Here is a 23,443-nt window from a genome sequence, read left to right as displayed (position 1 = left end):
ATTATCATCTATCTATTAAACATCTATTCAATTTTTTCCTATGTTTAGCTCGATTGATAGCAGATTCTAACTCTACTTGCCTTACATTTTTAGACTTTTTCGAAATTACACTCTTAATTTTTTTATCCATAATGGTATTTTCTTCAAACTTTTTATCTAAAATACTATTAGACAATATAATATTTTCATTAATAGATTCTAAAGAACGTAATCTAGATTGACGAGACAAAAACAATTTTTTAAATTTAGTAGATAAATTTTCTTTTAAAATTATTTGGTTTATTTTTGATTTTTCTTTTCTAAAATAAGTTAATAAAGGAATATTGCTAGGACATATTTGCTCGCAAATACCGCATTCAATGCATTCTTGGATAAAATATTCTTTAGATTTATCATGATCACACGATTTACTATAAAAATACAATTGTTCTGGCAATAAATTCATTGGACATGCACTAGAGCACATGGTACAACGTATACAAGGTCGTTCTAACTCATATTTCGAAAGTGAGGATTTTAAGAATAAAACACTATTACTAGTTTTCAAAATTGGAAAATTAACATTGTCAACTATAGATCCAGTTATTGGACCTCCTAAAATAATGCTATTGCTCTTAAAATTAATATTGTTTTCCAGTAATATATGTTTAATAGGAGTACCTATTCGAACTAAAAAATTTTTCTGATATAATGCATCTTCATCTGAAAGAGTAACAATTCTTTCAGTTATAGGCTCTCCATTCAATATAGCTCGTTTGATAGAAAAAACAGTAGAAACATTAAATAGAATTATTCCCAAATGTATGGAATGTTTTCCTGAAGGAATTTCTTTATTAAATAATGTTTTTATTAATTGTTTGCTGCTACCAGATGGATATTTTTTTTTTATTTTTCGTATTTCAAAACCAGAAAGATTATTTATTGCATTATTAACTTTAATATATGCTAAATTTTTATCATCTTCTATAGCAATTACAACATATTTAATTTTCAAAATCCACATCACAATTTGACATCCTTGTACAATTTCTGTAGAAAAATTTTGCATCAAACAATCATCAGATGTAACATACGGTTCACTTTCAGCAGCATTTACTACTAAAGTATGTACTTTTTTAATAGAATATTTTAATTTTTTAGAAGATAAAAATCCAGCTCCGCCTAATCCTACGATTCCAGCATTATAAATAAATTGAATAATTTTATTAACACTTAAATCTTTATAGTTGTGAATTGGAATACGATTAATCCATCGATCTTTTCCATCAGACTGTATATTAATAACATTATAACGTTTATTAGAAAAAAATTTAAATTCTTCATTTGTAATCTGAATAATTAAACCGGATACAGGAGAATGAATTGGAGCAATGTTTTTATATCCCAATACTAATACTTGACCACGTAATACTATTTGTCCAACATTAACTACTACTTTATTTTTTGCAACCACTACGTCATTTACTAAAATAGTGAGTATTTTTGGAGTATCGAGAATATTTAATTCAGACGATGTTTGATTAGATTTCATAGAAATAAAATCTATTCCTCCATCAAAATCATGTGATTTTCGAAATACAAGTATATTTTCAATACACGAAAGAAAAATTTTAACAATATTTATCATGTAATCAATATATTTACATATATTTCTTTTAAAACAATCAATCAAGATTATCATATAATATTTTTTTTTCTTTAATACAATTCGTAGGACACAAAGGTATACATAAACCGCAACCAGTACACATACTTGGTAAAACTGTATGCATAAAATTGTATGATCCTACTATAGCGTCAACAGGACATACTAATCTGCATTTTGAACAACCAACACAATTATTTTCATCAATAATTACTATTTTTTGGAGTACATTTGTAGAAGAATATAAATTTTTATATTTTAGTTCATCATAATTTAGCAAATTTGCAATTTTAAAAACAATTTCATTACCACCAGGAATACATTTATCTATACTTTCGCCATCATTTCCAATTGCACTAGCATAAGCATAACACCCAGGATAGTTACATTGTGCACATTGCGTTTGAGGTAACAATGCATCGATTTTGTCCACGATAGGATCACAATCAATGTTAAATTTATGTGAAACATAATTTATTAACAATCCTAAAAAAATACTTAACAAACCAAAAAAAAAATTGCATACAACATAAAAAAAATCATACGTTTAATAATCCATTAAACCCCATAAACGAAACAGACATCAAACTAGCAGTAATCAATGCAATAGGATTTCCTTTAAAAGGATAAGGAACATCAGATAAAAATAAACGTTCTCTTATTTTAGAAAACATTGTTAACACTAGTAAAAAACCTATAGAAGCACTAAGACCATATAAAAATGATTGTAAAAAATTAAAATTTAAACGTATATTTGATAAAGGAATAGCTAAAACTGAACAATTACTAGTAATTAATGGTAAATATATACCTAATGATCTATATAAGACGGGGCTAACTTTTTTTATTATCGTTTCAACAATTTGTACACTAACTGAAATAACTAACATATAGGTCATAATTCTAAGACACAACAAATCTAATGGGACTAATACAACGTAATTAATTATCCACGATATAATAGAGATACACGTTATCACTCCAATAGTAGCACATCCTAATCCAATCGCTGCATTAACTGTTTTAGAAGTTCCCATAAAAGGACATAATCCTAAAAACTGTACTAAAACTAAATTGTTTACTAACATATTATTTAAAAAAAATAAAACGTAACTCACCATAATACCTATATTTTACTAATAGAAATAAAAAAATTTTAAATATATCTTTTTTTTAAAAAAATCTAACTATTATAAATATTTGAAAAACTATTAGCAATAGAAAAAATAAAATTTATGAAATATAATTTGTAAAACATAAGTAAAAATTAAAATTATACATATTAAATTGATAGTAAAAAATATAATACAATTTGCAATAAAACTATTTTCAGAACTACGAAAAATTTAATCATTATTAGTTTAAAATTGTATACATACTATATTCGAATTTATATAAATTTTTTAAGAATTATCATATACATGATGATATTAAATGCAATAATATCTCATACACAAAAATATAATTTTTTCGTTAAATTTTTGACATAAATCTATCTACACTATCAACAATAACCTTAGTAAGAAAATCTATTTCTAAGTTTACTAGATCTCCAACCATTTTATTTCCAATAGTAGTATTTAACATAGTTTCTGGAATTAAAAATACACAAAACATATTTTTTTTAACATGACCAATAGTCAAACTGACACCATCAATACATATAAATCCTTTACAAAAAATATACTTCATAAAAGATACTTGATTTAATTTTATCCATAACGTTTTATTATAATTGTACGTTATATTTTTATATATTGTAGCGGTAGTCATGATATGTCCAGAAACCAAATGTCCTCCAATTTCTTCTCCAAACTTTACTGATCTTTCAATGTTAATTTGTTGTCCTATATGTAAAAATCTTAAATTAGTAATTTTTAGAGTTTCCTTTATGAGATCAACACAAACAGTATTATTTGTAATAGATTTAATAGTCAAACAACATCCGTTGCAAGATATAGACGACCCCAGCAATAATTTTGTTGCGTCGATATTATACAATTGTACAATCCACTGCAAAAAATTATTATATTTTTTTATCGACACTATTATTCCAATATCTTGAATAATACCAGTAAACATAAAATTCCTAACGTAACCACATATCAATGAAAATATTATAAAATAATGAAACACCCATTTATAATAAAAATCAAAAAATAAAAACATACTCAAAATGCAATAAAACAATATTTTTAAAATACAAAAACACAGATAAATACAAAAACTGCATATTTGATATTTAAATTTTTTAAAAATACAATTTATACTATACAGGGTTAGGGATGAAAAAATATTTAAAAGAAATAAAAATATTATTAAAAATTACTATTCCCATTATGTTAGCACAAATTTCACAAATTAGTATGGGATTTATTAATAACATTATGATTGGATCTTTAAATAATACCGATATAGCTGCTATATCAATCGGAATATCAATTTGGTATCCAATTATTTTATTTGGACATGGATTACTATTATCTTTAGTCCCTGTTGTATCATATATGAATGGATCAGAGAAAAAAAATATGATTCCAAATCAAATCATAAATGCTTATTGGCTAGCCACATTTATGTCAATAATTATCATGATTATTTTATGGAATGTCCACTATTTTATTAATATCACTAATAAAATGGATCCTATTATAGAACAAAAGAGTATTAATTATGTTAGGATGTTGTTATGGAGCACTCCTGGATATTTATATTTTCAAGTTATACAAAATCAATGCGAAGGATATTTAAAACCTAAACCAGCTATGATAGTTGGATTAATGGGACTTATATTAAACATAATTATAAATTATTTATTAGTATACAAAAAACCAAAATTATTCCATTTAAGTAGTACAGGATGTGCTCTTTCAGTTATCATTGTGTATTGGTTTATGTTTTTATTTATGAAAATAATGATAAAAAATGATTCGTTAATTCACAATACATCCTATTTAAATAATTATAAATATTTTCCCAATTTTAAAATTATTTGGAATTTATGTAAAATAGGACTCCCTATTGCTTTATCGTTATTTTTTGAAGTTGCATTATTTACTCTTATAACCTTACTAATAGCATCATTAAATATAACTCAAATTATCGCTAACCAAATTGTTTTAAACATTAGTTCGTTAATTTTTATTATTCCGCTATCCATAGGAACTGCAACTAGTATTCGAATAGGATTTTATTTAGGTAAAAAAAACTTAAAAAAAATTTCTACTATTATTATATCTGCGCAAACAATGGGATTTATTTTGTCTACTACAATAACAATACTTATTACATTGTTTTATCACAAAATAATAACTCTATATACCATCGATAACAATGTTATCGTATTAACAGAAAAAATTATATTAATTGCTGCAATGTACCAAATTTTTGATTTTTTTCAAATAATAGGAAATGGAATTCTAAGAAGTTACCGAGACACTCACATGATTTTTTTAATTACATGCATATCGTATTGGATACTTGGATTTCCTATCGGATATCTGTTAGCATTAACAGATATCATTATTCCAAAAATGGGGGCGATTGGATTTTGGATTGGAATTTTAATAGCACTAGTAACATCATCTTTAATGACTTTATATAGAATATTATCATTACGTACTGTTTGAAAAAATAGTTTATTATTTAAAAACTATTTTTATTGCAAATAAAAACAACTCCATATAATATTATAAAAATATATTATTTATTGTGTCCGTAGCTCAGTTGGTTAGAGTACTACCATGACAAGGTAGAAGTCAGTGGTTCGAATCCACTCGGACACAAACATATTTTTATAAACATATTCATGTTATCGCCTCACAAAACATTACTTACATATGATCATAAAATACATAGAAAAAAAAATAAATTTTCCTTTTCTATTAGCATATAGTGGAGGTTTGGATTCTACCTTTTTATTATATCAATTATTAAAAATTAAAAAAATTAGACCTCAATTGACATTTCGAGCCATTCACATTAATCATCAATTGCACGAACAGTCATATCAATGGAGTGAACACTGCAAAAAAACATGCGAAAAAAATAATATCTCTTTAATAATAAAAAAAATTGTAATAAATAAAAAAAAAATAGGAATAGAAGCTGCTGCTAGATTCCAACGTTACAAAGCAATACAAGAAGAAATATCTCCACAAGAAATCATTTTAACAGCACATAATTTAAATGATCAATGCGAAACTTTTTTATTAGCTTTAAAACGAGGTAGTGGAATAACAGGTTTAAGCGGAATATCATATCAACGTACATTTTTTAAAAATAACATCATAATCCGACCATTATTAAATATAACTAGATCTGAAATAAAATCATGGATAATTAAAAAGAAAATTAGTTGGATAAAAGATATCAGTAATTATGATACAATATATGATAGAAATTTTCTTCGACATAAAATATTACCCTTACTTACAAAAAGATGGCCTAGTTTTATAAAAAAATGTGCAAAAAGTGCATTTATTTTAGCACAAGAAAAAAAAATATTATATTCTACGTTAAAAAAACAACTTGAAAAATATCTTATATCTAATTCTATTCTATGTATTGCAAGTTTTAAAAATCTTGAATTGGAAATGAGAAACTCTTTACTCAGAATGTGGTTTAAAATCAATAATTGTACTATTCCTTCTTATAGAATTATACATAATATATATTATGAAATAATTTTGTCTAAACCAGATTCTAAGGCAAAAATAATAATTAAAAATTATGAAATAAGAAGATATAGACAAAATCTATATTTAATAAAAATATTACCTTGCATAAAACATTTAATTCTAATATGGAATAAACCTTGGAATGCTTTAAAATTACCTAATAACTTAGGATATATTACTAAAAATAAATTTGGAACTATACTCCCTTATCCTAAAAAAAATGAACTAATAAATATTCGTTTTCAAGTTTCAGGACACTTCTTAATTCAAAATTGCTCTAAAAAAAAATCCATTTCAAAAATATGGAAAGAACATAGAATTGCTCCGTGGAATAGAAATAACATTCCTTTGTTGTTTTATAATAATAACTTAATAAGCGCATTAGGAGTTTTTACTGTTTCTCAAAAAGAACGTAATATACGCAATTGCACATGGAACATATCATGGATTAACAATATAGAAAACTAATTTTTATTATTGAAAAAATCAACAAAAAAATAATTTTAAATCATAAAAATATTATGTAAAAAAACAATTCAATTGAGATTTTCTAATTCTTTTACATAATGGTTGAAAATTAGAAACTTTATGATTTAAAATCGGATTACAAATTTCATTCCATATTAATTTTATATTTAAAAATTTTTCAGCTTTTTTTGCTAAATCAGGCATAATAGGTTTCAACCAAGTCATTAATATTCTAAATAAATTAATTGCTGTTGTACATACGTTATGGAGACTATTACGTTCTTTAACATTTTTAAGCATTATCCACGGCTTTTTATCATCAACATAACTATTAGCTGTATCTGCAAATTTTACAATGATTATCATAGCTAAATTTAATTCACTATTCTCTAATAAACATTCTATTGTTTTAGTACCATTGACAAATGAACTATATAAATCTTTATTATCAATACTTCTTGACAAATAACCATTAAAATAATTAGATACAAAATATACGGTTCTTGAAGCTAAATTAATAATTTTATTGACAATGTCAGAATTAAATTTACCTATAAAATTGTCTCCATTAATTTCTATATCTTGAGCTTTAGACGAAATTTTAGTAGCATAATAATATCTCAGACTATCTGAATCTAAATCCTTTAGCCAAGTATCTACTGATATTATAGATCCTTTAGACTTAGAAATTTTTAATCCATTAATAGTTACATGACCATGCACAAAAATTTTAGTAGGCTTACGAAAATTACTACCTTCTAAAATTGCCGGCCAAAATAAACTATGAAAATATATAATATCTTTTCCAATGAAATGATATAATTCAGTTTCTGAATCTTTTCTCCAAAATTCATCAAAAACTAAATTAGTATTTTTATTACATAAATTTTTAAATGTACTAATATATCCAATAGGAGCATCCAACCAAACATAAAAATATTTATTTGAAAAACCAGGAATGTTATATCCAAAATAAGGTCCATCTCTTGAAATATCCCACTCTTGTAATCCTGTTTCAAACCATTCCATAATTTTATTCACTACAGATTGCTCTAATACTCCAGAAGAAACCCAAGATCTTAACATAGAACTAAAATAAGGCAAATTAAAGAAAAAATGCAAAGAATCTTTTAATATAGGTTTAGTTCCTGATATTACTGACTTAGGATTAATTAATTCAGTAGCAGCATATATTTTTCCACATTTTTCACAATGATCACCATATTGTTCTCGAGCAGAACAAACAGGACACAAACCTTTTACAAAACGATCCGGTAAAAACATGTTACTTTTGTAATCAAACAATTGAGATATAATTTTTTTTTTGATTAATCCTCTCTCTTCTAAACGACTATATATATCTTTTAAAAAAAATAAATTTTCAGAACTATGTGTAGAATAATAATTATCATAGTTTATATTAAATCGTGAAAAATCTCTAATGTGTTCTTGTCTAATAGTAGTAATTAATTGTTCAGGATCTATTCCAAGTTGCTTAGATTTTAATAAAATTGGCGTACCATGAGCATCATCGGCACAAATAAACCAAACTTCATGACCTCTCATTTTCTTATAACGAACCCAAATATCAGCTTGAATATGTTCTAAAATATGTCCAATGTGGATGGGACCGTTAGCATATGGAAGAGCACAAGTAACTAAAATTTTTTTTTTATCATAATAAGACAATTCTTAATTGTAGTTTAATATTGAATAATATTTAGTTTTACTTAAAATATCTTACGATAATTATAAATAATAACCATTAAAATATAAAAAATCATTTAAATGAAAAAATATTTATACGAAATAATTACTATAACGTATATTTTTTAAAAAGATTTAATAAATACTTGCCGCGTACCATTGTTATGGTTTAATTAACTCAAATGTTTATCACCATAGTATCATAGAATGTTTTTAAATATGATTAAAAATCATAATATACATATTTAATCTTCATATATTTTACTTAACATTACTTGATTTTGATTAAAATATTTAGCATTTTTTCTCATATTATATGGTCTAATTGATGGACTGGACAATATTTCAAAACTAAGAGCTGCAATTAACATACCTGGACATAATGACAATATAATGTTGCCAGAATTAAAACATTCTAACACAATGTTTCCACTCCAACCTGGATCTATACGATGCGAGGTAGCATGAATCATTAATCCGAGACGTGCTAAAGAAGATCTGCCATCAATCCAACCTACTAAATCATTGGGAATAATAACTTTTTCAAAAGTAACCGCTAAAACCAAAGCTCCAGGTTTTAAAAAAAATTTTTTACCATTAGGTATGAATATCTTCTTATTCATAATTTTCTTTACTACTAAAGCTATTTCACGTTTCGATTTACTTAAATCAACACATTTTTTTTTATTATTACAAAACGTATAAAATTCGTTACCTAAACGAATATCAATAGTTACTCCATTAATTGATTTTTTACATGGAGTAGGTAAAATAACTAACTTTTTCTTTTTCAACCATAATTCAATATCTCTATCACTTAATCTCATTAAGATAAACCTATAACTATGAAGTACAAAACTAATATAATATATTTAAAAATGTATATATTTACATCATAATTTATAATAAAAATATAAATCATTTTTTATTATTAACAAGTTATACTTTTTTCCAATTAGTATGAAAATAATGAGAATTGTCAATCCTTTTGTATGTATGAGCTCCAAAATAATCTCTTTGCGCCTGAATTAAATTTGCAGGTAAAACATCAGAACGATAACAATCAAAATACGTAATAGCAGATGATAATACAGGTATTGGAATTCCACATTGAATAGAAATAGATACAATATATCGCAACGAATCTTGATATTTATTAACAATATTTTTAAAATAGGAAGTTAATAATAAATTCACTATATTAGTATTTTTTAAATACTCCTGATGAATATATTTTAAAATTTTCGCACGAATAATACATCCAGATTGGAAGATACGAGCTATTTCTGCATATTTTAAATTCCAGTTATATTTTTTAGATGCACTATTTAACTGCGAAAATCCTTGAGAATAAGATATAATCTTTCCTAAATACAATGCTTGTCGAACTTTTTCAATAAAATCTAACTTATCATGCAATATATGATGATATTTAGGTCCTAATAATAGTTTTGATGCTAACAAACGTTGCGATTTTAAAGACGATATATAACGAAAAAAAACTGATTCAGTAATTAAAGTCAAGGGTTCATTAAGATCTAATGCGCTTTTAGTAGCCCATGTTCCTGTGCCCTTATTGCTAGCTTCATCTAAGATATAATCTAATATATAGTTATCGTTGTCATCTTTCGCAATTAATATATCTCGAGTAATAGACATTAAATAACTACTTAACTCACCTTTATCCCAATTACAAAAAATATCAGACAATTCTTGATTATCTATCTTCAATACATTTTTCATAATAAAATAAGATTCTGCTATTAATTGCATATTACTGTATTCAATTCCATTATGAACCATTTTAACATAATGTCCTGATCCATCAGAACCAATATAACTAACACATGGTTTTCCTTCAAATTTTGCAGAAATTTTTTCTAAAATTGGGGCAACACGATCATAAGATTTTTTTGGACCACCAGGCATAATAGCAGGACCATATAACGCACCTTCTTCACCTCCTGAAATACCTGCTCCAATTAAATATAATTCATCTTTTAACAACTCATAATTACGGCGCATAGTATCTTTATAAAAAGTATTTCCTCCATCAATAATAATATCTCCTTTATTAAGATATTCTTTCATCGATGCAATTACCGTATCGATAGCTGTTCCAGATTTAATCATTAAAATAATACATCGAGGTGTTTCCAAAGATTGAACAAATTCTTTAATTGAAAAGAAAGGAAATATATTTTTATTTATATGACTTTCAATAAATTCTTTAGTGATATGAGATGAACGATTAAATATCGAAACAGTATATTTATTACGCGCTATATTCAATGTTAAATTTCGACCCATTACTGCCATTCCAATAATACCAATTTGGTTTTTTTTCATATTCTAAATTTCCTCACTTATAAATATTATATCAATATTATTATTATATTATGCTACATTACTTTTATGATTTCTTCTTTTTCGTAAATTAGCAATAATCGTAGAAAAATCTAAATCATAATGATGTAATAGTACTAACAAATGATAAATTAAATCAGTAGCTTCGTTAACAAACTCCACTTTATTTTTTGTTACAGCTGCAATAACTGTTTCCATAGCTTCTTCGGCTACTTTTTGAGATATTCTATTAACACCTATATTATGCAAACTAGAAGTATACGAATCCTTAGAGCTATATAACTTTTTAGATTTTAAAAAATTTTCTAAATAATAAAAAAAAGTTAGATCTGAAACAGAAGACTTAAAACAACTAACGTTATTTAAATGACATGTATTACCTTTAGGGATTGCTAAAATCAATAATGTATCTTGATCGCAATCGAGAATCATATTCACTACTCTTAAATAATTTTTAGAAATTTCCCCCTTTTTCCACAATCTTTTCTTAGTACGTGAATAAAAAATAACATAATTTTCATTTTGCGTTGCTAAAAAAGCTTGTTGATTCATAAATCCATGCATTAAAACTTCACCGGAAACATTGTGTTGAACAATAACAGGAACCATATTGTTAACTTTTTTCCAATTGATATCACACACATTAATTGTTTTTAACATTCTCTGATTTCTAAACCTTTTTTCAATAAGAAATTTTTAAGTTTTTTTATATTAATTATATTTTTATGAAATACAGAAGCAGCTAATGCGCCATCTACTTTAGCTATACGAAATACATCATAAAAATGTTGTAATTGTCCAGCACCACCAGAAGCAATTAAAGGTACACGACATACCTTTCTAGCTTGTTTTAATTGTTTTAAATCATATCCATTGAGCATGCCATCCTCATTCATAACGTTTAATACTATCTCTCCTGCTCCAAGTTCTTGTACTCGTTTTATCCAATTAAGAGTATTCCATTGTGTTTTTAAAATTTTTTTTGCGCTACCAGTATACTGATACACTTGATAGCTATTACTCATCTTATCAAACCATGAATCTATTCCTACCACTACACATTGCGTACCAAAGTTATCGGCAATACGACTAATTAGATCCGGATCAGATAATGCTGGGGAATTAATGGAAATTTTATCTGCTCCAAAAGATAAAATATTTCTAACATCATGGATATTTCTAATTCCTCCCGCTACACAAAATGGAATATTTATGATTTCTGCTATTTTTACAATCCATTTTTTTTCTAGTAATACGTTGCTTGGAGAAGCAGCTATATCATAAAAAACTAACTCATCAGCTCCTTGATCAATATAATGTTTCACTAATGGAATAATATTACCTACTATCTCATGATTTTTAAATTGAACACCTTTTACTACTGATCCCGATATTACATCCAAACAAGGAATTATCCGTTTTGCCAACATTTAATAGCCTCTATTAAACTAAATTTTTTCTCTAATAAAGCTCGACCAATAATTATATTTTTTACTCCAGACCGTCGAATAGATATAATGTCATTTAAAGACCCTATTCCACCAGACGATTGAAAATGAATATGATTAAAAGAATCGGAAAGGTATTTATACAAATCTATATTAGGACCTAATAACGTACCATCCTTAGATACATCAGTACACAAAACATGTTTTAATCCTAAAGGAGAAAATTGATGTATTAGTTCTTCTAAACTTATTCCAGAAGGACTCTTCCATGCGTTTACTACTACTTCCTTAAAATTATCGCGTGAAATTTTTAAATCCAAAGCTAATACAATAGAATCATTTCCATATTCTTGCAACCAAACATGTATTTTTTTTGGAGTATATATTACAGAAGATCCAATAACTACCCTTTTAACACCTAACGAAAGTAATAACTCTATATCTTTATGATTTCTTATCCCTCCTCCTACTTGCAAATTAAAATTAGAATGATTGAGCAAGGATTTAATAACATGAGTTTGCTTGTTTTGAGGATTTGATGCTCCATCAAGATCTACTAAATGTACAATAGAAGCACCTTGCAAAAAATAATCAGATAAAATATCATATATGTGATCTTCATAAAAAGTTTTAAGATTATATTTTCCTTGATATAACCTAACAATTTTTCCATTAATTAAGTCTATAGACGGTATAATCAATATTATATCTCCAAAAAATTTTTTAATACTTTTAAACCTAAATCCCCGGATTTTTCAGGATGAAATTGCACTCCAAAAAAATTGTTTTTTTGTATGGCAGAACTAAAAGCAACATTATATAATGTCTGTGCTATAGTATATTGATTGATATAAAGAACATAACTATGCAAAAAATAAAATTTAGAATTATTATCAATACCTTGAAATAACGTATTTTGTTTACATATTTCTACATTATTCCACCCGTTATGAGGACGTGGTAATAAATTGGACTCTAAAAGACAAACAGGTGAATTTACAATATTTAACATATTAATTCCACTTGATTCATGACTAAAAGAAGCTAATAACTGCATTCCTAAACAAATCCCTAATAGTGGTTGTTGACATGTTTTAATAAGATCCAACAATTCAAATTTTTTTAACGCATGCATAGCAGCATACGCCGTTCCTACACCAGGTAATACTATTTTACTAGCATGTAATATTTCATCTCTAGAAGAACTGATAATGGGATTATATCCTAATCTACAAATAGCATATCTTATAGAAGATAAATTAGAACAACCAGTATTAACAATAACAATTCGCATTATAGTATTCCTTTAGAACTAGGTAAAATTGTTCCACTAATATTAATAGCTTGTCTCAAAGTTCTTCCAAATGCCTTAAATAAACTTTCAATACTGTGATGATCATTTTCACCTATGCTTTTTAAATGTAAAGTAACTTTCATAGAAAAAGCTAATGATCTAAAAAAATGCTGTACCATTTCTGTACTCATATCTCCCAAATATTGAAATTTAAAAGACGATTCAAATTTCAAAAAAGGACGACCAGAAATATCCAGTAAACAATACCCAACACTTTCATCCATAGGCAAAACAAAACCAAATCTATCTAAACCTACTTTACTTCCTAATGCTTGATCTAAAACTTCTCCCAAAGCAATTCCAACATCTTCTACCGTATGATGATCATCAACACTAATATCACCATCTGCAATAATTTTCATTTTAATTTTACTATGAATAGCTATTTGATCTAACATATGATTAAAAAAATGCAACCGAGTATCAATTACATTATTTCCTTCTCTATCTAACCAAACTTCTATTTCAATGTTCGTTTCTTTTGTACGGCGTTTAATATATGCATATCTATTTTTTTTTGTCAATTGAATCTTAATAGTATTCCACGTACATCCATTTTTTCCGTAATGTAACCCGGACAATCCCATATTTTGTGCTAATTTCATATCTGAATAACGATCTCCAATAACATAACTATTTTTTTTATTCAACTTACCATCATATAACCATTTTTCTACCATTCCTAATTGAGGTTTACGACAATGACAATTATATTTTTCTTCATGTGGACAAATCAAAATATCTTCAAATACTATGCCTTGAGATAGAAAAACGTTTATCATAAATTTATGAGGTATAAAAAAATCAGAAAAAGGAAATTTTTTAGAACCTAATCCATCTTGATTCGTAATCATAACAAAAGTATAACCAAAATTTTTTAGTTCAACTAAAGTTGAAATAACATGTTTTTCAAAAGTCAATTTATTTATATTATCTACTTGACGATCTTGAATTGGTTCTGTAATTAATGTTCCATCACGATCAATAAATAAAACATTTTTATGCATGTTATTTCCCTAATAAAGTAATATATGAATTATTTATTTTTCGGATAGTATGAATAACCTCTGAACATTCCTCGCTAGTTCCTATGGAAATTCTTATACAATTATTTAAATTTAATTTATCACTTTGATCTCTAACAATTATTCCTACTTTCGATAACTCATTAAATATTAGTTTAGAATGAAAAAAACGCACTAAAATATAATTAGCTACACTATAAAAAATATGATCTACACAATGACTCATGAGTTTTAATTGAGTTACAAGCCAATAACGATTTAAATTTAAACGAAAAACTCTGATTCTCATTAAACTAATATTTTTTTTACTTAAACATTGAATAGCTATATTAGAAGTAGGAACAGAAATAGGATAAGGATTAATGACTTTTAACAAAAAATTTACTATGTTATCGTTTGCTAATATAAAACCACATCGCAATCCAGCCAAAGAAAAAGCTTTAGATAACGTTCTCATTATAACTAAATTAGGATATATATTTATTAAATGTATTAAACTGTTTGTTGGAGAGAATTCAATATATGCTTCATCCACTATCACCAATGCTTTCTCTAAAGTGACTTTTAATAAAGTGACAATATCCCTAATATTAATTAAATTACCAGTAGGATTATTTGGATTACATATATAAATTAATTTAACGTTGTTATAACCTTCAACAATACTGTCAACATCTAATTGCCAACTCCCATTTAATAACGGTACTGGGTAACTCTCAATATTCATAATATTCGCACTAACATTATACATATCATAAGTTGGAGGACAAAAAACAATTTTATCACGTTTTGGTTCACAAAAAGTTTTAATTAATAATTCAATGGCTTCATCAGAACCACGTGTTATTAATATATTTTTTTTGCTAATACCAACATATGAAGAGTAGCATGATAACAATTCTTCTGGTTGACATTCAGGGTAACGATTTAAAATCATATTATTTAGTTGATAATAATTTGGAGTAGGATATTCATTTGCATTTAACCATATATTACCCTTTCCACCTATTTTTCGAGAAGATTGATAAGGTATTAATTTTAATATATTTTTTCTAACTAATTTTTCAATATTCATAATTATGCTATATCCGATAATGAAGATAACCTAATCATAACTGAATTCCTATGAGCATCTAATTTTTCTAATGTCGACAAAGATATAATAGTATTGGAAATATTTTTCAATCCTATTTTACTTAATTTTTGAACCGTCATTCTTTTTTGAAAATCAACGAGACTAAGTCCAGAATATACATTAGCACTGCCATAAGTAGGTAAAACATGATTAGTACCAACAACATAATCTCCTCCAGCTACTGGAGACCATCCTCCCAAAAAAATAGAACCAGCATTTACTACGTATTTTACTAAATTATGTGAATGACAACATTGAATCATTAAATGTTCAGGAGCATACAAATTAGATATCGTAAAGCATTCTAATAAATCTTTTGCTACAATGACTTTACTATGTTTGAGCACTTTAGCAATAATACTATATCTTAATAAAGTTTTTATTTGCTTTTGAATTTCTATTAATACTTTTTTAGCTAAATTTACGTCATAAGTTATTAATAATACTTGAGAACGACTATCATGTTCTGCCTGAGATAACAAATCAGAAGCAATAAAACTAGCATTAGCATTAGAATCTGCAATAATTAATACCTCAGATGGTCCAGCTGGCATATCAATGCCTACGTTATATAAAGTATTACTAATTTGTAATTTAGCTTCTGTTACATAAGCATTTCCTGGACCAAAAATTTTATCGACTTGCGGTACTGTTTTAGTTCCGAAACCCAAAGCAGCTATCGCTTGAGCACCACCAACTTGAAATACCTCTTTTATACCACATAATTTACCAGCGTATAATACTTCGTTAGCAATAGGAGGAGGGGAGCACATAATTATTTTTTTACATCCGGCAATATTAGCTGGAATGGCTAACATTAATACTGTAGATACAAGAGGAGCTGAACCACTCGGAATATACAATCCTACTGATTCAATTGGACGCACTATTTGTTGACAATACATGTCTTGATTTATGTTTAAATTTATTTTTGGTGTTTTTTGCATAATATGAAATTTTTTAATATTGCTAATAGCTATTTTAAGTGCATTTTTTATTTCTTCTGTAACATACAACTCAGAATCTTCAATATCTTTTGCACTTACTTGAATAGTATTCAACTTTATATGATCAAATATACGTGTATAATTATATAATGCTTGATCTCCTAAATTTTTAACATCAGTAATAATTGTATTTACTTCATTTTTAATAATAGTAGAATCACTTGAAATAGGTCGATATAATATTTGATTTCTTTTTTCAATACTACAACTATTCCAATAAATAATCTTTAAAAAGCTTTTCATACCAACTATTCCATCATTTTTTCAATTGGAAGAACTAAAATAGAACTAGCTCCTAATAATTTTAATTTTTCCATGGTCTCCCAAAATACCGTCTCGCTACTAACCATATGCATAGCCACTCGAGTATCATCTCCAGCTAATTTTAGTATTGTAGGACGTTCAGCACCATGTAATAAATTAATTACTTCTTTTAACTTCTTTATAGGTGCATGCAACATAATATACTTTGACTCTCTTGCTTTGATTACACCTTGAATTCTAGTCATTAACGTATCAATAACACGCTGTTTTTCAATAGAAATATTACCAGTTTTACAAATTAAACAAGCTTTAGAATGCAATATTACTTGAACCTCACGTAATCCATTAGCCTCTAGAGTAGCTCCAGTAGATACTAAATCACAAATAGCATCAGATAATCCTGCTCGTGGCGCTACTTCTACTGATCCATTTAACATACATGATTTAAACACCAAATTATTTTTATCAAAATATTTCTTTAATAAATGTGGATAAGAAGTAGCTATTCTCGAATTATTCAAACAACAAATATCAATATATTCTTTATTAATTGGTACAGCTAAAGATAATCTACAAATTCCAAAATCTAAACGTTTTAATTTTATGTAATCTGTATTATCTGATCGTAGTTTGCGACTTAGAACTTCCTCTTCTAAAACATTTTCTCCAATAATTCCTATATCTACAACACCATCCATAATTAGTCCAGGAATATCGTCATCACGTACGCACATGACATCTATGGGCATATTTTCAGAAAAAGCAATTAATTTCTGTTTATGAAAATTAATTTTAATACCACAACGGGAAAGTAAATCATTAGAATCATTGCTTAATCTTCCAGTTTTTTGCATCACCATTCGCAATCTATTATTATGAATCATATATAATCCTTCTTATAAATTTATAATATAATTATTATATTTTAAAACATAAATTTATTTCTATAATTCATTTTTTATAATTTCTCCGAATTATCTTAAATGCAAAATATAAATATTATAATAAAATAACACATATATTATTAAAGTTTTATTTTAAAATAATAATGTTTTTAACATTAGAAGTACGAAAATATTAATTTTAATTAAAATTAATAATTAAATTGTTTGTAATTTAATCGACTTATAAATAAAAAAATTTAATACTACGCGTTGTTACACAATAAAATTTTACTATAAAATATAAATATCAACATCACTAATATAAATTGAAAACACTATTTTAGTGCGTCAGAATAAAAAAATATATTTTATTTTTTACTTTAAAAATTAAACTAAATCACTCTTTTGTATCATTGTTTACCATTAAATATACCAACAACTTTATACTTAAGTAATATTTAAAATATGACAATAAACAAATAAATAATTAATATTAACTAACTTTAAGATCGACTAAAATAAGAATAGCAGCATGATGACCAAAAATTTTAGGTGCTTGATGAAAAGCTATTATATTAGGATGTTTGGACAACCATAATGGTATTTGCTGTTTCAAAACATTTTTTCCATGTCCATGAATAATATTAGCGCAAAAGAAATTTTCTTTATAACAGATACATATCAATTCACCTAACTTTCTTTTAGCCTGATACTGAGTTAAACCATGTAAATCTAAAACAATATCTGGAGTATATACCCCTATTTTTAATTTTCTTAATTCATCGGAATAACTACTATCTCGAATATAATAGACTGGATCAAAATTAACTAACATGTTTGAATTATCACAAGAAAAATAGTGACAATGAGCATCTTGTTCAAAAATACGTTTTTTAAATGTTATATTCCTCTTAAATTTATAGCATTTTGAATGAAATACAGTATCCTGTTTTATTTTTTGAATTCCGTTAAACTGTTGATAAAACAAAAACAGATCTTCAGAAAACAATGACTTATTTTTACCCATTTTGATCAATTACCATTGATGATAGACAGTTTCTATAATAGTTCTAAATATTACATTTTAATAAAAATTAACAAATAAAATTTTTTGATATCATCTATTTCGTATTTTTTAAAAAAATGAACTATTCATTATACAATATATAATTATACCAATTTTCATAATATTTTATATTACCTAAAAAATAATTTATACTATTTTTCAGCATATAAAATATATAATTTTAAATATCAAAAACATATAAAATTGTTTATTAATACATTAACCAACTATTAAATTCTACAAAATAAATATTTTTCTTAAAATTGATGTATTATATATAAATATTTAAAATAAAATGGTACATATAAATATAGTTCACTTAATATCTCAATTATATAATGAAATAATTATACTAACTATAAAAAAAATAAAGGATAAAAAATGGCCGGAAATACTATCGGAAAACTATTTAGAGTTACAACATTTGGTGAATCTCATGGATTATCATTAGGATGTATTATTGATGGAATGCCACCAGGAATTGAAATTATAGAATCAGATTTACAAAAAGAACTAAACAGAAGAAGACCAGGACAATCTAAATATACTACTCAGAGATGCGAACTAGATCATATTAAGATATTATCCGGAACTTTTAAAGGAATTACAACGGGAACTAGTATTGGATTAATAATACAAAATACAGACCAAAGACCAAGAGATTACAAAAATATACAAACTTTATTTAGACCAGGACATGCAGATTATACCTATCAAAAAAAATATGGAATTCGAGATCCTCGCGGGGGAGGAAGATCATCTGCTAGAGAAACAACTATGCGAGTTGCTGCAGGTGCTATAGCTAAAAAATATCTTCATTTGAATTATGGAATTTTAATTCATGGATACCTAGAACAAATAGGTAATATCATTTGTAAACTTAAATCATGGGAAGAAGTTGAAAAAAATCCCTTTTTTTGTCCAGACATAACAAAATTTCAAGAAATAGATAAACTGATAAGAAGTCTTAAAAAAGAAGGTGATTCTATCGGAGCTAAAATTGTAATAATAGCTGAAAACGTTCCTGTAGGATTAGGAGAACCTGTATTTGATCGCTTAGATGCCGATTTAGCACATGGACTAATGAGCATCAATGCCGTTAAAGGAGTAGAAATTGGAGATGGATTTTCAGTAATTAATCAAAAAGGAAGCCAACATCGAGATGAAATGAATAAAAGCGGATTTATGAGCAATCATTCGGGTGGAATATTAGGTGGAATTAGCAATGGAGAAAAAATCATTGCAAAAATAGCACTCAAACCAACCTCCAGTATAAGAAAAAAAGGTCAAACTATTGATCATAACGGAAAAGAAAACACAATTATAACTATAGGAAGACATGATCCCTGCGTTGGGTTAAGAGCTGTTCCAATAGCAGAGTCTATGATGGCTATCACAATTATGGATCATGTACTAAGATATCGCGCGCAATGCATGAAAAAATAGTATACTAACACTAACATAATTATATAAATTCTAACTCTATTAAAAAATAATATAGTAATATGCATTAACTTTTAAAAAATTCTATTGTACTCTTGGAAAACATCACTTAACATGCATGTAAAATACATATTATTAAAAAAATTAAATTAATTTTTAAAAAATGTAATTTGAAAATATACTTTAAATAACAAAGTTTAAAATCATATATTAAAATATTTTATTAAATTCAATTAATTTATATATAAAAAACCATCCTATATATGTGCAAAAAATTTAAAAAGATTTTATATAATAATGAAATCAATAATTTAAGTATAAAAATAGCTAATTCTACTATATATTTAACCATAAATTTTCACACAATATAAAACAAAAAAATAAATAGTAAACATTATTCATGATGATCATCTTCGAATGATAAAAAATTAGAATATAATATCTATAATTGTTATTACAACTAAATGTTAATTAAACTAAATAAAATTTCTCCATAGCTAACAAAACTAAAAAATAAATAATGTTTTTTAGCATTTTTTTTAAACAATGCAATTTTATAATATTAAAACACATAAACTATTTCATTTGAAAGATACTAAAAATCTATCAAACATACTATAAAGAATTTATTTATAAGAGAAACAAAAAATGTTTAAAGGAAGTATTGTTGCACTTATAACACCAATGGATGAAAACGGTAATATTTGTCAAACTAGTTTAAAAAAACTCATTAATTACCATGTTGAAAATGGAACAACAGCAATTGTTTCTGTTGGAACAACTGGAGAATCAGCAACTTTAAGTCAAGAAGAGCACATTGAAGTAATAATGCTTACATTAAAAATATCTAATCATCGCATTCCAATTATAGCTGGAACAGGATCAAATGCAACATCAGAAGCTATTTCATTAACAAAAAAATTTGAATCATCAGGAGTATCAGCATGTTTAACTGTAACTCCTTATTATAATCGTCCTACACAGGAAGGACTTTACGAACATTTTAAAGCTATTGCAAACAACACGAACTTACCTCAAATTTTGTATAATGTTCCTATACGAACTGGATGTGATTTAATTCCAGAAACAGTCATTAAATTATCTCAGTTACATAATATTATAGGAATAAAAGAAGCTACGGGCGATTTATCCAGAGTACAAAAAATAAAAAATTTAGTAAATAAAAAATTTCTACTTATTAGTGGCGATGATGCTACAGCATTAGATTTTGTACAGCTAGGAGGTCACGGAGTTATATCAGTTACTGCTAATATAGCAGCAAAAGAAATGACTAAAATATATAATTTTGCTTTAAAAAAAGATTTTACATCAGCTAGGTTACTAAACAACCATTTAATGTTACTACATCATAGTTTATTCAAAGAACCAAATCCTATTCCAGTGAAATGGCTAGCAAAAAAAATAGGTTTAATTAAAACAAATACTTTGCGTTTACCGCTAACTCCTATTTCAAAAAAAACCAGCCTAATTCTTGAAGAAGCTTTAAAATTTTCTAATATTAGTACATATAAAAAATTTTTTATGAATTTAAAAAACTAAAGTTATATAAACATTAAAGTTTAAAAGTATTTATGAAAGAAAACAAAGATTTTTAATATTAATATTTAAAAAATATATCACTACTAATTTTACAATGTCGAATAAAATTTATAAATAATTAAAATATAGATTCAACTTTTAAAATTGATACTAATTTTTAAAAACAGGGTGTTAAAAATATTTGATACTCTGTTTATTTTACATATCAAAAGGTTTGTTTCTTACTAAATATATAAAAATCGTCAAATTCCTAACAATAATCTTTTAATAATGTTTATATATATATCACTTAATAATTGTAAATCTGAAATTTTGATATGTTCATTTAATTGATGTATAGTTTCATTAATCAGTCCTAACTCTAATATTTGAGATCCCATTTTAGAAATAAAACGTCCATCCGATGTACCACCAGTAGTTAATAATTTTGGAGTAATGCTACATAAATGTTGAATTACATTGGTTGTTGCATCTATTAATAATCCTGATTTAGTAATAAAAGGTTCCCCAGACAACTTCCATTGTATACTATATTTTAAATTAGCTTCAAACAATAATTTTTCAACTTTATTTTTAAAATCATTTATAGTAATCGCATTACCAAATCGCAAATTAAATTTTAGTGATAATTTTTCTGGTATTACATTATCGCCATTAGAACTAGACTTAATTTCATAAATTTGTAAACTACTCGGGGGAAAAAAATTATTTCCAGAATCCCATTTAATAGATACTAAATTATTCAAAAAAGATAAAACATTATGAATAGGGTTATTTGCTAAATGAGGATACGCAATATGTCCTTGCTTTCCATAAATATGTAAATATGCAGTTAAAGAACCACGTCGGCCATTTTTAATCACATCTCCCAATAATGCAACACTAGATGGCTCTCCTATCAAGCAATATTCTATTTTTTCTCGTCTAGAAAGTAAGTTCTCAACTATTTTTTTAGTACCATATATTGCTTTCGATTCTTCATCGGAAGTAATTAAAAAAGCTAATCTTCCAGTATGATTAGGATATTGTTGAACAAACGTTTCGACAGCAACAATCATAGCTGCCAATGCTCCTTTCATATCAGCAGCACCACGACCAAATAAACATCCATTATAAATAGTAGGAACAAAAGGAGGAAATTTCCAATTTTTATTATTTCCACTAGGAACAACGTCTGTATGTCCAGAGAAAGCTAACGTAATACCTTGTCCTCTATAAGCCCAAATATTATCTGTACCATTGTAATTCATGTGTTCGACAGAAAATCCTGCATTAATTAATCGATAAGATATTATTTTTTGACAACCTAAATCCATGGGACTAATAGAAGGAATTGAAATCAGTTGTTTAGCTAAACTAACTATAGGACAAATCATAAATATTCCTTATAT

Annotated in this window: 21 protein-coding genes and 1 tRNA gene; 5 read left to right on the top strand and 17 right to left on the bottom strand. The window is 26.0% G+C overall.

Annotated elements, in window-relative coordinates:
- Positions 1–4: 4 nt before the first annotated feature.
- The 4 genes from rsxC to U0T59_00510 form a co-directional block, all read right to left on the bottom strand.
- A complete protein-coding gene (gene rsxC, locus U0T59_00525) occupies positions 5–1,627 on the bottom strand; it encodes an electron transport complex subunit RsxC (protein ID XBC43416.1) in 1,623 nt (540 codons plus the stop codon).
- 37 nt (positions 1,628–1,664) lie between these two features.
- A complete protein-coding gene (locus tag U0T59_00520) occupies positions 1,665–2,150 on the bottom strand; it encodes an RnfABCDGE type electron transport complex subunit B (protein ID XBC43415.1) in 486 nt (161 codons plus the stop codon).
- A 34-nt stretch (positions 2,151–2,184) separates the two neighbouring features.
- Complete coding sequence (gene rsxA, locus U0T59_00515) at positions 2,185–2,766, bottom strand: electron transport complex subunit RsxA (protein ID XBC43414.1); 582 nt, start codon at positions 2,764–2,766, stop codon at positions 2,185–2,187.
- A 352-nt stretch (positions 2,767–3,118) separates the two neighbouring features.
- Entirely contained in the window at positions 3,119–3,727 is a 609-nt protein-coding gene (locus U0T59_00510) for a riboflavin synthase subunit alpha (GenBank protein ID XBC43413.1), read from the bottom strand.
- Between the two features lie 203 nt (positions 3,728–3,930).
- Between U0T59_00510 and U0T59_00505 the strand changes: the two genes are divergently transcribed.
- The 3 genes from U0T59_00505 (at position 3,931) to tilS (ending at position 6,792) form a co-directional block, all read left to right on the top strand.
- Positions 3,931–5,274, top strand: a complete 1,344-nt coding sequence (locus U0T59_00505; GenBank protein XBC43412.1) for an MATE family efflux transporter — start codon at positions 3,931–3,933, stop codon at positions 5,272–5,274.
- An 82-nt stretch (positions 5,275–5,356) separates the two neighbouring features.
- Positions 5,357–5,430, top strand: a tRNA-Val gene (locus U0T59_00500).
- Positions 5,431–5,484: 54 nt separating this feature from the next.
- A complete protein-coding gene (gene tilS / locus U0T59_00495; GenBank protein XBC43411.1) occupies positions 5,485–6,792 on the top strand; it encodes a tRNA lysidine(34) synthetase TilS in 1,308 nt (435 codons plus the stop codon).
- A gap of 51 nt (positions 6,793–6,843) precedes the next feature.
- On the opposite strand, the gene metG is transcribed toward tilS, so the two are convergent.
- From metG to smrB, 12 genes are all read right to left on the bottom strand, one after another.
- Entirely contained in the window at positions 6,844–8,481 is a 1,638-nt protein-coding gene (gene metG / locus U0T59_00490) for a methionine--tRNA ligase (protein XBC43410.1), read from the bottom strand.
- A 263-nt stretch (positions 8,482–8,744) separates the two neighbouring features.
- Positions 8,745–9,326: a dCTP deaminase gene (gene dcd / locus U0T59_00485; GenBank protein ID XBC43409.1), complete on the bottom strand. Its 582-nt coding sequence runs from the start codon at positions 9,324–9,326 to the stop codon at positions 8,745–8,747.
- Between the two features lie 112 nt (positions 9,327–9,438).
- Positions 9,439–10,848 carry an NADP-dependent phosphogluconate dehydrogenase gene (gene gndA, locus U0T59_00480; protein ID XBC43408.1) on the bottom strand — a complete coding sequence of 470 codons (1,410 nt, stop codon included), beginning with the start codon at positions 10,846–10,848 and terminating at the stop codon, positions 9,439–9,441.
- A 48-nt stretch (positions 10,849–10,896) separates the two neighbouring features.
- Positions 10,897–11,526 carry a bifunctional phosphoribosyl-AMP cyclohydrolase/phosphoribosyl-ATP diphosphatase HisIE gene (hisIE, locus tag U0T59_00475; protein ID XBC43407.1) on the bottom strand — a complete coding sequence of 210 codons (630 nt, stop codon included), beginning with the start codon at positions 11,524–11,526 and terminating at the stop codon, positions 10,897–10,899.
- Positions 11,520–12,296 carry an imidazole glycerol phosphate synthase subunit HisF gene (hisF, locus tag U0T59_00470; GenBank protein ID XBC43406.1) on the bottom strand — a complete coding sequence of 259 codons (777 nt, stop codon included), beginning with the start codon at positions 12,294–12,296 and terminating at the stop codon, positions 11,520–11,522. Before hisF ends, hisIE begins: the two co-directional genes overlap by 7 nt.
- Complete coding sequence (hisA, locus tag U0T59_00465; GenBank protein ID XBC43405.1) at positions 12,278–13,015, bottom strand: 1-(5-phosphoribosyl)-5-[(5-phosphoribosylamino)methylideneamino]imidazole-4-carboxamide isomerase; 738 nt, start codon at positions 13,013–13,015, stop codon at positions 12,278–12,280. Before hisA ends, hisF begins: the two co-directional genes overlap by 19 nt.
- Positions 13,016–13,017: 2 nt before the next feature.
- Complete coding sequence (gene hisH / locus U0T59_00460; GenBank protein ID XBC43404.1) at positions 13,018–13,608, bottom strand: imidazole glycerol phosphate synthase subunit HisH; 591 nt, start codon at positions 13,606–13,608, stop codon at positions 13,018–13,020.
- Positions 13,608–14,675 (bottom strand): bifunctional histidinol-phosphatase/imidazoleglycerol-phosphate dehydratase HisB, encoded by a 1,068-nt coding sequence (hisB, locus tag U0T59_00455; GenBank protein ID XBC43403.1) that lies wholly within the window; start codon positions 14,673–14,675, stop codon positions 13,608–13,610. The genes hisH and hisB overlap by 1 nt, the downstream gene beginning before the upstream one ends.
- Position 14,676: 1 nt before the next feature.
- Complete coding sequence (gene hisC / locus U0T59_00450) at positions 14,677–15,768, bottom strand: histidinol-phosphate transaminase (protein ID XBC43402.1); 1,092 nt, start codon at positions 15,766–15,768, stop codon at positions 14,677–14,679.
- Positions 15,769–15,770: 2 nt separating this feature from the next.
- Positions 15,771–17,078 carry a histidinol dehydrogenase gene (hisD, locus tag U0T59_00445; protein XBC43401.1) on the bottom strand — a complete coding sequence of 436 codons (1,308 nt, stop codon included), beginning with the start codon at positions 17,076–17,078 and terminating at the stop codon, positions 15,771–15,773.
- A gap of 5 nt (positions 17,079–17,083) precedes the next feature.
- On the bottom strand, positions 17,084–17,983 hold the full coding sequence (hisG, locus tag U0T59_00440) for an ATP phosphoribosyltransferase (GenBank protein ID XBC43400.1): 900 nt from the start codon (positions 17,981–17,983) through the stop codon (positions 17,084–17,086).
- A gap of 493 nt (positions 17,984–18,476) precedes the next feature.
- Entirely contained in the window at positions 18,477–19,010 is a 534-nt protein-coding gene (gene smrB, locus U0T59_00435) for an endonuclease SmrB (protein XBC43399.1), read from the bottom strand.
- A 420-nt stretch (positions 19,011–19,430) separates the two neighbouring features.
- On the opposite strand from smrB, the gene aroC reads away from it, so the two are divergent.
- Complete coding sequence (aroC, locus tag U0T59_00430; GenBank protein XBC43398.1) at positions 19,431–20,495, top strand: chorismate synthase; 1,065 nt, start codon at positions 19,431–19,433, stop codon at positions 20,493–20,495.
- Between the two features lie 645 nt (positions 20,496–21,140).
- Positions 21,141–22,052 (top strand): 4-hydroxy-tetrahydrodipicolinate synthase, encoded by a 912-nt coding sequence (dapA, locus tag U0T59_00425; protein XBC43397.1) that lies wholly within the window; start codon positions 21,141–21,143, stop codon positions 22,050–22,052.
- Between the two features lie 242 nt (positions 22,053–22,294).
- On the opposite strand, the gene dapE is transcribed toward dapA, so the two are convergent.
- Positions 22,295–23,428 carry a succinyl-diaminopimelate desuccinylase gene (gene dapE, locus U0T59_00420; GenBank protein XBC43396.1) on the bottom strand — a complete coding sequence of 378 codons (1,134 nt, stop codon included), beginning with the start codon at positions 23,426–23,428 and terminating at the stop codon, positions 22,295–22,297.
- Positions 23,429–23,443 lie beyond the last annotated feature (15 nt).

Source organism: Buchnera aphidicola (Meitanaphis flavogallis) (assembly GCA_039830035.1).
GTDB classification, from domain to species: Bacteria; Pseudomonadota; Gammaproteobacteria; order Enterobacterales; family Enterobacteriaceae; genus Buchnera_B; species Buchnera_B aphidicola_AZ.
This window is presented reverse-complemented; position numbering and strand designations above follow the sequence as displayed.